The following is a 14,657-nucleotide window of genomic DNA, read 5'->3' on the forward strand; positions in this document are numbered from 1 at the left end:
CCACCATCGACCCTCGCATCCAGAAGGCGGCAGCCGATGCCCTGACCGGGGCCGAGGTCAATGCGGCCATCGTCGCGATAGACCCGCGCAGCGGCCACATCCTCGCCGCTGCCAACCGACCCGGCGGATTCAATCGCGCCCTCGAAGGGCGCTACCCGCCCGGCTCCGTCTTCAAGGTCATCACGGCGGCGGCCCTTCTGAAGGGCGGCACGAAACCCGCGGACCCCGCGGCCTGCCCGAAGTTCGCGCAGGTCGACGGACAGCGCTTCGAGAACCAGAAGCAGTTCTCCCTTCCCACCGGTTCGACCTTCGCGGACGTCTTCGCCCAGTCCTGCAACACCTACTTCGTCAACGCGCGCGACCGGCTGTCCGACACCGACCTGCGCGACGCGGCCCAGGCCTTCGGCATGGGCGGCGCCTGGGACGTCGGCACGACCACCTATGACGGCAGCGTTCCCGTCACCACGAGCGACAACGACAAAGCCGCCGCCACCATCGGCCAGGCACGCGTCCAGGTGTCACCGCTGGTGATGGCCTCCGTCGCGGCCAGCGTCAAGAGCGGAACCTTCACCCAGCCGGTCCTGGTGCCGGACGCGGTGAAGAAGAAGTACCGGGCCCCGCTGGCGCTGGACACCGAGGTCGTGGGCCGGCTCCGCGACATGATGCGTACCACCGTGACCTCCGGCTCCGCCCACGCGCTGAAAAACCTGCCCGGTCAGCCGCACGCGAAGACGGGAACCGCTGAATTCGGCAGCGAGAACCCGCCACGCACCCACGCCTGGATGATCGGGTACCAGGGCGACTCCCCGCTCGCATGGGCGGTGCTCCTGGAGGACGGCGGTTCCGGCGGAGCCGATGCGGGCCCGGTCGCCGCGCGGTTCCTGACCGCGTTGACCCGCTGAAGCAGGAACCGACCGGGTCCGAAAGACCACTGCGGAAAGGAACACCCGCCCACCATGCACACCCCGGCCCCCCTCTCCCGACGTGCCGTCCTCGCCACGCTGGCCGGGATCACGGCCCTGCCCCTGTCCGGATGCTCCGCCACCGCGGACACCGCCACCCCGACGACCACCGAAGGGAGCCCTTCCGCTGCGAAGCCCTCCTCGACGCTGCCAGCCGATCCCCGCACGGAGCGCGCGTTCGGTGAACTGGAGCAGAAGTTCGGGGCCCGGCTGGGGGTGTACGCACTGGACACCGGCAGCGGCCGGACCGTGACCCACCGGCCCGACGAACGATTCGCCTACGCCTCCACCTGTAAGGCCCTGCTCGCCGGCGCCGTGCTGAACAACAACTCGCTTCGGCAGCTCGACCGACTCGTGCACTACAGCCGTGACGATGTCATCAGCAACTCGCCGATCACCGAGCGGCATGTGACCACCGGACTGACCGTGCGTGAGTTGTGCGACGCCGCGATCCGTTACAGCGACAACGCCGCGGCCAACCTCCTGTTCCGTGAACTCGGCGGCCCCCGCGGACTCCAGGACGCCCTGCGCGCTCTCGGCGACAACGTCACGCGGTGCGACCGCTACGAGGCCGCGCTCAGTGACGCGGTCCCCGGTGACCTCCGCGACACCAGCACGCCCCGTGCCCTCGCCGGCGACCTGCGTGCGTATGTCCTCGGCGCCGTACTCCCGGCGGACAAGCGGGCCGTACTGACCGACTGGCTCCAGCGCAACACGACCGGCGACCACACCATCCGCGCCGGTACCCCTGCCGGCTGGCAGGTCGGCGACAAAACCGGAACGGGCGGTTACGGCACCCGCAACGACATCGCCGTCATCTGGCCGCCCGGCGCTGCCCCCCTCGTCCTGGCCGTCCTTTCCCGCCGCGACACCAAGGACGCCGAGCGTGACGACGCGCTCATCGCTGGCGCCGCCGAGATCGCCCTCGGCACCCTCGCGTAAAGGAACCGCCGCATCGGGCGTTCCCGGGCGGGTTCGCTTCGGTGTACCGCATGGGGACAGTCGGAGACTGTCCCCATGCGGTAGTCGTCGTACATCGCCGTGGAGCCTGCGCCATGCAGTGGGGCTTCAGCGGTCTGCGGCATCCAGTCCACCGTCTTCGGTGCGCAACCCCGCCTACTGCCGGTCCCATCGTTGGTTGCCGCCGCCGTTGCAGGTCCAGAGGCCGATCGGTGCGCCGTTGCCGGTGGCTGCCCCTGTGACGTCCAGGCACAGGCCGGATGCGGCGTTGATGATGGTGCCGTCGCTGTTGAGGTTCCACTGCTGATTGGTACCGCCGTGGCAGTCGTAGATGATGACGGCGGAACCGGGCATGGTCCTGGCGCCCGCGGCGTCGAGACACTTGCTGCCGTACACGACCAATTCCTTGGAGGAGTTGACGGTCCAGAGCTGGTTGGCGCCGGTGTTGCAGTCCCAGATCGCGATCTGGGTGTCGTTGGCGGTGCTTTCGTTCGGTACGTCCAGGCACCGGCCGGAGGCCCTCCCGCGCAACGCGACGGTATCGGCGCTCCGGCCGCCGACAACTCCCGTCTGCGTATCGACGGTCCACGTGCCGTTGCACGTGATGGACGCGTTGGAGTCGTTGACGGTGAGCGGCTCCCAGATGTATCGCGAGTCAGTGAGGTTGCCGGAGTTCCAGCGGTCACCCATGAAGACGTAGCTGGTCGTGCTGGAGCCGGCGATCGGCTGGATCGACGTCGTCTGAGAGTTGCACGTGTTCGTGCCGGGCGGTGCGAAGCTGCGCCAGGACGACCAGTTGCCCGTGATCGAGGTCGCGGTCGCGTACTGGTTGTCGTTGGTCGACCATCCGGTCAGGTGCGAGCCGAAGAGGTAGTAGAGGCCCCCGACCTTGGCGATGGCTGGTGACTCGTACTGGTCCAAGGTCTTGACCAGGGCGGCCACGGTGAGGAAGTCCGGCGAGAGCCGGTAGATCTGCAGCTTGCCGTTGCTTCGGTCCTCGCTCATGAAGTAGGCGGTGTTGCCGTCGAGGAACAGATTGTCGTCCAGGCTGTCGTGCCCGAGCGGCCTGGAACTGCCGTGGTAAGTGTAGTTGCCACATACGCTGCTGCTCGTGGCGACGCCAGCCTTCCGTTCCGAGTAGTTGCTGCTGTCGATGTGCATGTACATCACGTACTGCGCCGTCGAACTGTTGTAGATGACGTGCGGCCGCTCCACGATCCGGTTGGGTCCGAGGTCGCCACTGGGCTGCCGCGTCAGGACGTTGCGGACGAAGGTCCAGTTCTTCAGGTCGGTCGAGGAGTAACAGGTGACGTTCTGGAAGGGCGACCCGTTGGTCTTGTCCTCGCCCAGCCAGTAGTACGTACTGCCCACCTTGATGAGGCCCCCGCCGTGCGCCTGGATGGCCTTCCCGGAGGTGTCGTTCCACGTGATACCGGGGTACTGGGACACCGGCGCGGCTTCGGCCGGCTGGGTTGTCGCGAGGACGCCGAGAATCACCGCGAGGATGGCGATGATCCGTTTCAGGCCTGGTCTCCTTCGCGCTCGGACTGTTGCGACGGTGAGTGAGGTCGCGATCCGGGGCGTTCTTTTCATCGTTGGTGTGTTCCTTTCTTCGAGGGATGTGGCGACGGACGGGACTCGGGTGCTTCGGCCGCGTTGGGCTGAGAGATCGCGTGTGGTTTCCGTCAGGACTTGCCGCGCACGAGTCGGCGGTCATGGATGGACGCTGCGAGCAGCCAGACGCTTCGGGCTGCGCGGTGCGCCGGCTCGCAGGATCGCGTGGGTTTGTCGGAATCTCCGCGTGCCGGGATGGGGGATGCGAGGGGAGAACGCAGAAACGCTGTGCGAGAAATGGTTACGTAACCATGGTGCGTGTGACAGCAGCCGGCTCGGGGATACACGTCGGCTTCGGCCCCCTTTTCGGTGAGAACTTCCGTGGCAGGTGTGCAGGTCCACCGTGGTCCCGCCGTTGCGGTTCCCGATGTCGGTCTACGTGCCGTTGGGGCCTGTCTCCCGTGGGGAACTCGGCGAGGATGGGCGGGGAGGCCGTACCGCCGCGCGCAGCGAGCCTCGCGTGCGGGCGGTCTGTGCTTCCGTGCGTCTGAGCTGATTGCCTGCGGATCGCAGGGACCCAGCCCCCTGTTGCGAGCGCTTTCACTTGGCGGGCGAGGCAGGAGGAGCAGGTGCCGGGCCGGTTGGCCTGGCGGTGGTCAGAAGTCGAGCGGCTTGGCTGACGTTTGCCTTGCGTCACTGGGCGACTGATGAGCGAGTTTGGAACGGGCACTCGGGATCGTCAAGAGAAGTTGCGAAAGTTATTGTTTGATGTTGTTCGAAGAGGTCCTCGCATGGGCCACGGTATGCGCCCTAAAGGACGGTTTGATTGCTGGGAAGTGAGCGATCACATGGGACGGCCGACGACGAGCCATGCGGGCGGGTTCGGATCACCACTGGGCGAACAGGATCCGTCGATGGGGTGGTGGGTGGTCGCTGGCGGAGAAATCGCGGCGGCGGTCGACCGCATGAGCCGACGACCCACCGCCCGCAGCGCAACCATCGGATCCTGCAGCTCACCTGTCCTGTGCCGCTGCCTATCCTGTCCAGATGATCACTCCCATTGAACTTGTCATATTCGACTGCGACGGCGTGCTCGTCGACAGCGAACGCATCGCCGTGCGCGTCCAGGTCGCCGTGGGTGCCGAGCTGGGGTGGCCGCTGACGGAGGCTGAGGTGATGGAGAAGTTCATCGGCCGGTCGAGCTCGTCCATCGGCGAGCAGATCACCGACCGCCTGGGCGCAAACCGGTCCGCTGTCTGGCAGGAGAGGTTCGAGCAGCTCCACCGTGAGGCCGTCGATGCCGAACTCGTTCCGGTCGACGGCATTCACGAAGCGCTCGACGCCATCGTGCTCCCGACCTGCGTGGCGTCAAGCGGCAGTCACGACAAGATGCGCCACACCCTCGGTCACACCGGGATCTACCAGCACTTCGAGGGCCGCATCTTCAGTGCCAGCGAGGTCGCGCACGGCAAGCCCGCCCCCGATCTCTTCCTCCACGCGGCTCAGCGGATGGGTGTCGAACCCTCAGCCTGCATTGTCGTCGAAGACAGCAAGTACGGGGTCCAAGCGGCCCGCGCGGCCGGCATGCGGTCGCTCGGCTATGCCGGCGGCCTGACGCCTGCCGAGTGGCTCGAGGGTCCGGACACCGTGGTATTCGACGACATGCGCAAGCTGCCGATGCTCCTCGCCACCGCCTGACCGCCCATCAGCCGGTCGCCGTCCAGTCGTCAGGGGCCCCGCCACAAGAGGCGTCGGCTGCGGGCGGCGGTGGTCAGGTGGGCGGCCGGCGCCGGCGAGGGCAGCGGTCGCCGGCGCTGCCGGGTCAGACTCCGACGCGATCGAGCGCGGGCAGGAACTGGTCGTAGAAGTCGACCTTGAGTTGCAGAGCCTGCTCCTCCAGCTCCATGAAGCAGTTGGTCGACTGCTCGAAGGCAAGGAGCTCGGTCACTCGTGCGGCCAGGCGATCGGAGTGGGTGCCGGAGAGCAGGGGCACGGTCGCGAGCGATCGGGTCTTCGCGTCGTGGACGTGGTGCGGGTAGTAGAAGCGTGAGTGGTTCTCACCATCGCGGTTCAGCAGGGGCTCCATCCGCTGCCACAACTGTCCGTACTCGACGGATACCAGCACCTCGCCCCAGAACCGCAGGATCGTCAGCAGCCTTAGATCTGCGTTGTCATGGCCACCGGCGTCGGCGATCAGCTCGAAGGTGTCGGCGATGGCCCGCAGCGTCGTGGCCGTCGGCCTCGACGCCACCAGGGCCGCCCTGGGGACTCCGAGCCGATGCAGATCGGCGGTCGTGTCCTCGCGGTGCGAGGGCCTGTGCCCGTGCCCGTCGGGGTACTCCTCCCGCAGGATGATCCGGGCGATCCGCAGCCCCGCCTCGTCACGCAGGAGGTCGATCGCCAGGTCGTAGGACGGAGTGAACGCGAGGGACACGAAGCGGCGCTGGAGCAGAACCTCGGCGAAGTCGTCATCCGACAACAGGGCGATGTTCGTCAGTACCGGATGCTCCTTGAACCGCCCGATGAGAGCGTCCTCGAACTCGTCCAGGTCTCGCATGGCCGTGCCTTTCAGCTTCATGGGGTGATGCTTCGGATCGACGCGCGCCAGTCACAGAGGTTCACGTCGCTGCCGATGCTCCATAACGTGTTCAGTTCCCGCTGGACCTCCTGGCCCATCACGGTGTCACTACCGTCGATCTCGATCTGCGTGGAGTCGATGGCGAGTTGACCGTGCAGGAACGAACTGACGAGGAAGTGCTCGTCGGCCTTGTAAACGGCGATGGAGGGCAAGGAGTTGTACACCCGAACCTGCAGCCGCGTCCGGTCATCCTCCCGAACGCCCAGGCTGAGCTCCGCGAGTCCAGCGAGGCAGCCTTCCACGCTCGCCCGCACGTCCACGGAGAGGGCGGGATCCCGGACGGTCCGCAACGCCTCGTCGCGCAGCCCTGCCACGGGCGACGACGGATGCAGCAGCAGGACGCGCACCGGGACCTGCTGGTCGACGATGGCCTTCTCCAACGCCCGCTTGAAATGGTGCAGGTTCGGGATCCAGGTCTGCAGGATGGTCACGCCCTGGCAGGAGCCCTCCACGAACCGGGCGAACTCCTCCTCGGGGAAGCGCGCGTGCACCTTGACCACGCCTGCGTAGTGTTCCTGTTTGAGCTGTCTCGCGACCGCGTTGATGTCCAGCTTGGAAAGGTGCGCCTGGACATTGTCATCCAGCTTGGTGAGCTGCTCCTGGACATCGTCGAGCTTGCGCAGCCGGTCGATCTCCAGGAGGAGGAACACGGTCACCGTGCTCAGGATGAGTAAGGTGACTTTGGGCAGTGCGCCTCCGGGAGCCAGCGTGTCGAGCCACCCCAAGACGTCCGCGACCAGCACCACGATGCCCGACGCCGCCATCACGCCCAGGGCAATCCGTTCGACCCGATAGCGAAATTCGCCGTCCACGCCCACCCCAGCCCCTGGCCCGCCATCGTCGGCGACGACCGTACACCGCAGGACTGCCCGGAAGGGGGCGTTCATGGCAAATGCCCTCGCAGCCCGGTCGCGCGGCCCGTGCACCGCTATGTCGGCCGCGGGAGGCCAGGTGCGGCGGCCGCGACCGGCAGTGCCGGCCGCCGCATCCTGCTCCAAGCGGTCAGGACGGGTAGAGCTGGCCGGCTGGGACGATGCGCTGGGCTTCGTCGGGCGAATACCACAGCAGCTTCATGGCCGCCTCGCCGGTGCGTTCGGTGAAGTCGACGCGGATGGAGTGCTTCTTTCCGGCCTGCAGGGTCACGGTGCCGGTGTTGACGGCGGCATCGTGTGGTGTGGTGTTGCTGATGATCTGCTTGCCGTCGATCCAGACCTGCACGGTGTCGTCGGACACGGTGAGGAGGGTGTAAGTCTGGCTGTAGCGGGGTTGGATCGAACCGGTCCACCGTGCCGCGAAGTTGTCGGTCGGGATGCCCGGGTCCGGTGAGCCGAGGTAGCGCCAGGCGAAGTTGAGTGTCCTGTCGATGCGGGTCACCTTCGGGGCTCCGGTGAACGAGGTGTTGTCCCAGTACTGCGCGGTCAGCCCGGTGCCCGTGCCGTTCGCGGGCTGCGGCGGCGCCAAGGTCAGCTCGATGACGGTCGCCGTCGCGTTCACGGCCGCTCCGGCCGGGGTGATGTCGTAGCCGTCGCCCGAGGCCTTCACGGTGACCCGCTGGCTGCTGCCCAGTACCCGAGCGCCCGTGATGGCCAGCGGAGCGGTGGCGGTCAGGTGCAGCGCCTTGCCGGCACCCGGCCAGGTGTAGACCGACGCCTCGAGCTTGTTGCCCGGTGCCGAGGCGACGGCGCCCCACGCGGGCCTGGTCACGTTCCTGGCAGCACCGGCTCCGTACACCGCGGCGCCCTGTCCGTTGGCGGCGAGCCAGGAGCCCATCGAGCGCAGCCTGTCGACCGCTCCCGCAGGGACCGCGCCGGTCTTGTCGGGTCCGATGTTGAGGAGGTAGTTCCCTCCGCGCGAGGCGATGTCGACGACGTTGCGGGTCAGCGTGCTCGCGGACTTCCAGTTGGTGTCGTAACTCGCGAAGCCCCAATGGTCGTTGAGGGTCATGCAGGATTCCCAGAGCTGCCCGCCGACGGGCGCGGAGGGGATCTCCTGCTCCGGGGTGCCGTAGTCGCCGTCGGCGACCCGCCGCTTGTCGACCCGGTTGTTGATCACCAGGTTGGGGTCCAGGGCGTGCAGATAGCTTTGCAGCGCTTCGCCGTCGGCGCTCGACCACGGGTTCACGGGGTTGTCGGTCGCCCATTCGCCGTCGAACCACAGCACCGCCGGGTGGTAGTTGTCGACGAGCTCCTTGAGCTGGGCGTACATGTCCTTCTTGTACTGGGGGAAGTCGGCTGTGAAGTTGGGGTTGTGCCAGTCCCAGATCGAGTAGTACAGGCCGAACTTGATTCCCTGGGCGTCGGCGGCGGTCTTCATCTCGGCCAGGATGTCGCGGCTCGTGCTGAACGACGAATGGTCGCGCAGATTCCAGGTGTTGACCTTCGTGGGCCACATCGCGTAGCCCTCGTGATGCTTGGCGGTCTGCACGATGTACCGCTGGCCGGCGTCCTTGGCCAGTTTCACGATGGCGTTCGCGTCGAAGGACGCCGGGTTGAACCCGGCGGCGATGTCCTCGTACTGCGCCTTGGGTATGGCGCAGTCGCGCTCGATCCATTCGGCGTTCCGGCACACCGTGCCGTCCGGGCGGGTGTACGTCCCCTGTAGCTGGGAGTAGGCGCCGTAGTGGATGAACATGCCGAATCGGTCGTCGCGCCACCACTGGGTGCGGGCGCTGGTGAAGGGGTCGTCGTAGGCGTAGTTGGTGCCCGGGCCGGCGGCGGCCGGTACGGAGGCGGAGGTGGCGGCGGTCGCCGGGCCGCCGGTCAGGCCGATGGCGGTGACCAGGGCGACCACGAAGGCGAGGAGCAGGTGAAGTGCGCGTGCTGAGCGGCTCATGGGCATCTCCGGTGAGGCGGGGACGTGGCTCATTCGCAGACAGAACGGTGGCGTGACGATGGCAGGACGAGGGAACCTCAAGAACTTTCATCCGATGTCTAACGCTGCATGACTGCGCTCGTCAAGGGAAGTTGCCGTATTAGCGCCGCTACATGGCAATTCATGGCGCGGCGCCACGCCCCTGGAGGGAAAGTCATCCAATCTTTGATGGCGGACTGCCATGTTGCCCCCGGCAGTTCCGGGCACGGGCAGGCGGCCGCTCCTCGCGACGAGCGAACCCTCATGCGTCCGCTGCTCCCCGACCCCGTCGGCGCACTCACCAAACCGGGGAACGCGACGTCGGGTGTGATCGACCCGGAATCGTGATCCTCGCTCACCCCGCCCGGCGCGTGACCACGAGCCGGGCGCGGGCGCCGGCCGGCTGTGCCCGGCGCCCGGCCGCAGACTGACCGCCGACCGCTGGGATCAAGTGCCGATCTGCTGGAGGGTCCAACCGTTGCCGTCGGGGTCGGAGAACGCCGCGTAGTAGACCGACGGATATCCGGGTTGGCCCATCACTTCGACCTCCTTGACCTTGACACCGCGCTTGACGAGCTCGTCGCGGGCGGCATGGATGTCCTCGACGACGAGGTGCAGGGCCTGGACGCAGCCGGGCTCGGTGGTGAGGACACCGGTGCCGATGAGGATCGAGCAGGCCGAGCCGGTAGGCGTCAGCTGGATGATGCGCGTGCCCTCTCCTACGGTCATGTCGTGATCGACATGGAACCCCAGCCCATCGGCATAGAACGTCTTGGCACGTTCGACGTCGCTGACCGGGATCGGCACGAGTTCCAGTTTGAAGTTCATGGGTGAGGCCTCTTCCACTTCCACTTGTCGGACGGCTGGACACAGTTGCCGCAGCATCCACCCAGCCGTTGTGTGCTCCTCGCCCGGCCCGCTGCGCGCGGCGGCCGCACGGGCCGCCGCTACCGGTACGGCGAGGACGCGCCGCGGACGGTGATGCGCGCCGGTTCGTCCCGGACGCCCCTGCGTCAGCGGGCGGCGCCCTCACCGTACGCCGCCGCGATCTCCTGCGGTGTCGCCCAGCGGCTGTATGTCGGTGATTGGGGCCAGCCTTCGGGGGAGTCCTGCCACTCCTCCTGGCGGCCGTAGGGCAGGAGGTCGACCAGGCCGAACAGGTGGCTCAGCTGCTCGGTGCCGCGGCCGTCGGTGTGCCAGGTGCGGTAGACCGTGTCGCCGTCGCGAAGGAACACGTTGACCGCGAATCCGCCGTTGGGCGGGGCACCGACATCGCCGCCGAAGGTGCTGTTCGCTGTCGAGTACCACGTCATGGTGTTGCCCACCTTGCGCCGGTAGGCGAGCGCCTCGTCGACCGGGCCTTGGGTGACGATCACGAAGCGGGCGTCGAACTTCTCCAGGCCCGCGAGCCGGGTGAACTGGGTGGTGAAGCCGGTGCAGCCCCCGCACTGCCATTCGGCGCCCTCGCGCCACATGTGGCTGTAGACGATCAGCTGCGGGTGGTCGCCGAAGATGTCAGCGAGCCGGACGGGGCCCTGCTCACCTTCCAGTACGTAGTCGGGCATCTTCACCATCGGCAGCCGGCGGCGCTGGGCCGCGATGGCGTCGAGCTCGCGGGTGGCGGCCTTCTCCCGCACACGGAGAGCGGCCAGCTCCTTCTCCCATGTGGAGGTGTCGACAACGGGGGGCAAGGCGTTGCTACTGATGGACATGGTGTCTCCGACCGGTCGGGTGCCTTTCTGGGAGTACGACTCCCCGTCCGGCCCAAACTCATCGGTCACCCCCCCCGGCGCGCCCGGGCACGACACAGGGCCCGGCGATGTCGGTTGCCCATCGCCGGGCCCTGTGTCGTGCCCGCGGAGCCCCGTGTCCCCCGGACACTGTGCCGACCAGCAGGTTTGGTGCCGCCCGCCCGCCGGCCCGGCCCCGCCGGCTACGTGCCGCGCGGCTGTCTCCTGGCTCTCGCCAGGGCGCCGACCCGGCCGATCCACTGGCGGAACGACCGGCCCGGAGCCGTGGTGTTGCGCTGCTCGTGCCGGTACTGCAGTTCCCGCTCGTAGCTGTCGGTGATGATTCTCGACATCCGGACATTCCCCCTCGTGATCGTGGTCCGTGCCCGCGTCGCTCTTGTCAATGGCGGGCCACTTGCCTGATTCTTTGGGGGAATTGGTCTGCGCGGCAGAGCCATTCGGGAGAGATTGGCATGGCAGGCATGGGGACCGTCCACAGTACGGGCAGACCGCCGGCGGCAGTACCGGGCTCGCCCACGAACGAGCCCTCCGGCATACCGCTGAGCAGCAGGCAGTTGGCCGCGCTGCTCCCGGGTCTGACGGGTCCCGCGGCCGTAGGCCGGCCCGCGTACCGGGTCCTGGCGCAGGCGATCCGCGCCCTCGTCCTGGACGGACGCATCGCGCTGCGCGTCAAACTGCCCGCGGAACGTGAGCTCGCGACGACGCTCGGGCTGAGCCGCGCCACCGTGACCGCCGCCTACGACCTGCTGCGCGAGAGCGGCTACGCCCAGAGCCGACGGGGCTCCGGGACCTGGACGGTGCTGCCGGAAGGCCACCGCCATACCGGCCTCGACCGGCTCTCGCGGCCGGAGAGCGCGATCGACTTCTCCAACGCCGTCGGCGGACTGGCCGGGGACGTACTGGCCGACGCGCTCGCCGAGATCGCGCCGCTCATCGCGCAGCACGCGCACACGCCCGGCTACCACCCCTACGGCCTGCCGGAACTGCGCGCCGCCGTGGCCGATCGGTACACCCGGCGCGGGCTGAGGACGCGGCCGGACCAGATCCTCATCACCTCCGGCGCCCTCCAGGCGCTGGGGCTGGCCGTCGCCATGCTCTGCGGTCCCGGCGACCGGGCGCTGGTGGAGAACCCCACCTACACCAACGCCCTCGACGCCATCCGCCGTGCCCGGCTGCGTACCGTGCCCGTCGCCGTCTCGGACGACGGCTGGGACATGGAGATCATCGAGGCGACCCTGCGCCAGGCGGTGCCGCGCCTGGCCTACATGATTCCGCACTTCCACAACCCGACCGGCAACCTCATGCCCCCCGCACAGCAGGCCGAGCTGATCCGCGCCACCCAGCGGTCCTCGACGTGGCTCGTCGCCGATGAGACCATCACCGACCTCGCGATCGACGTGCCCGCGCCCGCGCCGTTCGCCTCCCACGCGGAACGCGGTCGTGCCGATCACGTCATCACCATCGGCTCGATGAGCAAGAGCCACTGGGGCGGGCTGCGGATCGGGTGGCTGCGCGCCACCCCGCGTCTGGTGACGGAACTGGCCGGAGTCCGGGTGTCGATGGACATGGCGGGCTCGGTGATCGACCAGCTCGTCGCGCTGCCGCTGCTGCGCCGCATGGACGAACTCGTCGCCGCCCGGGTCGCCGAGGCGCGGGAACGGCGTGCCGCGCTCGTCGCCGCCCTGGTCCGTGACATCCCCGAGTGGAGCTGGCGGCTGCCGCCGGGCGGCCTGTCGCTGTGGGTGGACCTCGGCGAGCCGGTCGCGACGGCGCTGGCGGAACGGGCCGCCGGGTACGGCGTGCGGATCGAGGGCGGCTCGCGCTTCGGTGCGGAGCCGGGGACGTTCGAGCACCGGCTGCGGCTGCCGTTCACGCTGCCCAGCGGCACGCTGGACGAGGCGGTGCAGCGCGTCGCCCTGGCGCTGAACGACGCGGCGGGCCGGCCACTGGCGTCGGCGGTGAGCCGTCCCCACTGGATGGCCTGACCTGCCGGCGGTACGCTCAGGCGCCTGGGGTGCCGGGCGCGGGTGAGGTCCCGGGGGAGGGGCGGCGAAGTGGAGTTCACGACGTCCGGGCGGCTGCGCAAAGAAGGCAGGCGCTACGTGGTGTGGGGCCTGTGCGCGGAGGCCGCCGCGGTGGTGGGCGCGCTGGCTACGCACGGCGAGGCCCGGAATTCGGCCTGCTTCATCATGGCGGCGGCTGCCGTGTTCGTCATCGCCGGAATCAGGTCACTGAAGCGGTCACGGGCAGCGTTCCGGCTGCGCGTCGATGCAGACGGCGTGACGCTGCTCGAAGGGCACTTGAGCTGGTCGCAGATCGACGGGATCGCGCTGTGGTACAGCCCTCGGGCGTACACGTCGGACGACGTCGACGAGCGGAGCGCGGCGCAGCCGGCCCCTGATCTCTTCCTCTATCCCGCCGCGGGCGCCCTGCTGCCCGGCCGGCAGGTCAGTGACGTCCGTGGGCGCGTGGCGTTTCACGTGGTCGGTTGCGCGCATGTCGACCAGGGCATACCGGCGCTGGTCGACACGCTGAGGAAGTACGCGGGCCGGAAATTCGAGGACGCGCCGCGTCCGCAGTGGGCGCCGGTGGCGTCGGATGCGGAAGTGCGGGAGGCGTTGGCCGACACCCCGCCGCCCGCAATGCCTCCCTACGCCCCGGTCCCCTGCCTGGCTCCGGGCCCGGGCCGGACCTTCTCCTCGACCCGGAACACCGCCGGCTGGCTGCTGTCGGTGCTGGCGTGGGCCGTAACGGCCACTTTGGTGACGGTCCGGTTCTTTGCTACCGGACACACGGTCGGGCCGGCGGCGACCGGTGCGCTGTGGCCGTTGAGTGCCGTGGCGGCCTGGACCGCGTGCTACAAGCTCTTCCAGCGCTGGACGCGGCCGCTGCAGCTGAGCATCGGCCCCAGCGGCGTCGCCATGCGCGACTTCGCCGACGCCGAACTGGTTTTCGCGTGGGACCAGATCGCGGCCATCACCGTGGGACCCCGCCCGGGAGCGGCCGCCGGGCCCCACTGGCTGATTGTCTGGCCGGTTCCGGGAGAGCGGTTCAGCCTCCCTCGGACCGACCTGGTCGATGGTCACGAGACCTACGCCCTGGTGGAGTTGCGCCGCCTGCGGGACGAGGCGGAGGTCGAACCGGTGGCCCGCCACTTCGCCGGATTCCGCTACGTGACGCTGCCCGCCGAGCCTCGTCAGTAGACGCGGACGACGGGTCGGCCCAACTGCCACGTCGCCACGGCGCACCGCCCGGCCGCAGGGCGCGGAGGTACCCGCAATCGGCGACCCTGGCCGCAGGGCACGGTCCAACTCTGGTCACGGCGCGCTGGGCCCCAGGGGACCTTTGGCCGAAGCCACCGGGGCGGGTTCCTTGAGTTCCACGAAGATCACGTGGGTCTCGGTGTCGCCGATGTTCTCGCCGGCGTGCTCCTGTGCTCCAAGCCAGCGTGTCTGACCGGCGTCGAGTTCAAGATCGCGTTGCTGGTCGCCGGAGATCAGCCGCCTGGTGAAGGAGGTCAGGGTGTACATGACGCTGTCGGGGTGGTCGTGGGGCGTGGTCCTGTCGCCCGGCCGGTCGCGGTATTCGAGGACGCGGACGCGTTCGTTCTCGAAGATCACCCTGTAGAGCTCGGGGTTGGTCTCTAACGGATCATGGCTCATGAGCACCTCTCAGGAGTTGCCTCGCCCCATGGGGGACTCGACCCCATGGGATCAGACTGCCCGGGCGGGCATGCCGGTTCCACAAAGTGCTGGGCGGCTGTGTGGGTGGCGCAGGGAGGGTCGCGGGTTCCGGACGGAGGTGCATCAGAGACCCTCCGCGGCGGATTGCCGTCCTGCTCAGGACGAGGGGCCGAGCCAGGTGTGCAATGCGGCCTGCAACAGGCCGAGGTCGACGGGCAGGTGCGTGGGGGCGGCCCAGGCGAGCGCACCGTCGGCGCGG

13 protein-coding genes are annotated in these 14,657 nt (G+C 68.6%); 5 read left to right on the top strand and 8 right to left on the bottom strand.

The genetic code is table 11. The features are described 5' to 3' along the window. Both O3X23_RS42675 and bla read left to right on the top strand, forming a co-directional pair. Window positions 1-902 (top strand): penicillin-binding transpeptidase domain-containing protein (locus O3X23_RS42675; RefSeq protein WP_269280339.1); only part of this gene is annotated, 902 nt, incomplete at its 5' end. Window positions 903-956: 54 nt separating this feature from the next. Continuing rightward, on the top strand, window positions 957-1,904 hold the full coding sequence (gene bla / locus O3X23_RS42680) for a class A beta-lactamase (protein ID WP_269280342.1): 948 nt from the start codon (window positions 957-959) through the stop codon (window positions 1,902-1,904). 174 nt (window positions 1,905-2,078) lie between these two features. On the opposite strand, the gene O3X23_RS42685 is transcribed toward bla, so the two are convergent. After that, window positions 2,079-3,515 carry an RICIN domain-containing protein gene (locus O3X23_RS42685; RefSeq protein ID WP_269280345.1) on the bottom strand — a complete coding sequence of 479 codons (1,437 nt, stop codon included), beginning with the start codon at window positions 3,513-3,515 and terminating at the stop codon, window positions 2,079-2,081. 1,008 nt (window positions 3,516-4,523) lie between these two features. Here O3X23_RS42685 and O3X23_RS42690 point away from each other — a divergent pair. After that, on the top strand, window positions 4,524-5,174 hold the full coding sequence (locus O3X23_RS42690) for an HAD family hydrolase (RefSeq protein WP_269280348.1): 651 nt from the start codon (window positions 4,524-4,526) through the stop codon (window positions 5,172-5,174). Window positions 5,175-5,298: 124 nt separating this feature from the next. Here the strand turns inward: O3X23_RS42690 and O3X23_RS42695 are convergent, their stop codons facing one another. The 6 genes from O3X23_RS42695 to O3X23_RS42720 form a co-directional block, all read right to left on the bottom strand. Further along, window positions 5,299-6,054 (bottom strand): hypothetical protein, encoded by a 756-nt coding sequence (locus tag O3X23_RS42695; RefSeq protein ID WP_269280351.1) that lies wholly within the window; start codon window positions 6,052-6,054, stop codon window positions 5,299-5,301. Then, window positions 6,051-7,001, bottom strand: coding sequence for a hypothetical protein (locus O3X23_RS42700; protein WP_269280353.1), 951 nt, complete (start codon window positions 6,999-7,001; stop codon window positions 6,051-6,053). The genes O3X23_RS42695 and O3X23_RS42700 overlap by 4 nt, the downstream gene beginning before the upstream one ends. Window positions 7,002-7,116: 115 nt before the next feature. Beyond that, entirely contained in the window at window positions 7,117-8,946 is a 1,830-nt protein-coding gene (locus tag O3X23_RS42705) for an alpha-L-fucosidase (protein ID WP_269280357.1), read from the bottom strand. Window positions 8,947-9,411: 465 nt separating this feature from the next. Beyond that, window positions 9,412-9,792, bottom strand: coding sequence for a VOC family protein (locus tag O3X23_RS42710; RefSeq protein ID WP_269280360.1), 381 nt, complete (start codon window positions 9,790-9,792; stop codon window positions 9,412-9,414). 185 nt (window positions 9,793-9,977) lie between these two features. Beyond that, the gene (locus tag O3X23_RS42715) at window positions 9,978-10,676 is read right to left on the bottom strand and encodes a DUF899 family protein (protein ID WP_443048150.1); all 699 of its coding nucleotides are present in this window, start codon (window positions 10,674-10,676) and stop codon (window positions 9,978-9,980) included. 221 nt (window positions 10,677-10,897) lie between these two features. Continuing rightward, on the bottom strand, window positions 10,898-11,047 hold the full coding sequence (locus O3X23_RS42720; RefSeq protein ID WP_269280364.1) for a hypothetical protein: 150 nt from the start codon (window positions 11,045-11,047) through the stop codon (window positions 10,898-10,900). Window positions 11,048-11,167: 120 nt separating this feature from the next. On the opposite strand from O3X23_RS42720, the gene yczR reads away from it, so the two are divergent. Beyond that, window positions 11,168-12,700, top strand: a complete 1,533-nt coding sequence (gene yczR, locus O3X23_RS42725) for a MocR-like transcription factor YczR (RefSeq protein WP_269280367.1) — start codon at window positions 11,168-11,170, stop codon at window positions 12,698-12,700. Window positions 12,701-12,817: 117 nt separating this feature from the next. Further along, complete coding sequence (locus O3X23_RS42730) at window positions 12,818-13,918, top strand: hypothetical protein (protein ID WP_269280371.1); 1,101 nt, start codon at window positions 12,818-12,820, stop codon at window positions 13,916-13,918. Window positions 13,919-14,032: 114 nt separating this feature from the next. Here the strand turns inward: O3X23_RS42730 and O3X23_RS42735 are convergent, their stop codons facing one another. Next, the gene (locus tag O3X23_RS42735; RefSeq protein WP_269280374.1) at window positions 14,033-14,377 is read right to left on the bottom strand and encodes a cupin domain-containing protein; all 345 of its coding nucleotides are present in this window, start codon (window positions 14,375-14,377) and stop codon (window positions 14,033-14,035) included. Window positions 14,378-14,657: the final 280 nt, after the last annotated feature.

The sequence above is a fragment of the Streptomyces sp. H39-S7 genome (assembly GCF_027158205.1).
In the GTDB taxonomy this organism is placed as follows: domain Bacteria; phylum Actinomycetota; class Actinomycetes; order Streptomycetales; family Streptomycetaceae; genus Actinacidiphila.

What these genes read in the sequence shown, in the direction of transcription:
- bla (WP_269280342.1), top strand. Translation starts at nt 957, where the DNA reads ATGCACACCCCGGCCCCCCTCTCCCGACGTGCCGTCCTCGCCACGCTG.
- O3X23_RS42685 (WP_269280345.1), bottom strand. Translation starts at nt 3,515, where the DNA reads ATGAAAAGAACGCCCCGGATCGCGACCTCACTCACCGTCGCAACAGTC.
- O3X23_RS42690 (WP_269280348.1), top strand. Translation starts at nt 4,524, where the DNA reads ATGATCACTCCCATTGAACTTGTCATATTCGACTGCGACGGCGTGCTC.
- O3X23_RS42695 (WP_269280351.1), bottom strand. Translation starts at nt 6,054, where the DNA reads ATGAAGCTGAAAGGCACGGCCATGCGAGACCTGGACGAGTTCGAGGAC.
- O3X23_RS42700 (WP_269280353.1), bottom strand. Translation starts at nt 7,001, where the DNA reads ATGAACGCCCCCTTCCGGGCAGTCCTGCGGTGTACGGTCGTCGCCGAC.
- O3X23_RS42705 (WP_269280357.1), bottom strand. Translation starts at nt 8,946, where the DNA reads ATGAGCCGCTCAGCACGCGCACTTCACCTGCTCCTCGCCTTCGTGGTC.
- O3X23_RS42710 (WP_269280360.1), bottom strand. Translation starts at nt 9,792, where the DNA reads ATGAACTTCAAACTGGAACTCGTGCCGATCCCGGTCAGCGACGTCGAA.
- O3X23_RS42715 (WP_443048150.1), bottom strand. Translation starts at nt 10,676, where the DNA reads ATGTCCATCAGTAGCAACGCCTTGCCCCCCGTTGTCGACACCTCCACA.
- O3X23_RS42720 (WP_269280364.1), bottom strand. Translation starts at nt 11,047, where the DNA reads ATGTCGAGAATCATCACCGACAGCTACGAGCGGGAACTGCAGTACCGG.
- yczR (WP_269280367.1), top strand. Translation starts at nt 11,168, where the DNA reads ATGGCAGGCATGGGGACCGTCCACAGTACGGGCAGACCGCCGGCGGCA.
- O3X23_RS42735 (WP_269280374.1), bottom strand. Translation starts at nt 14,377, where the DNA reads ATGAGCCATGATCCGTTAGAGACCAACCCCGAGCTCTACAGGGTGATC.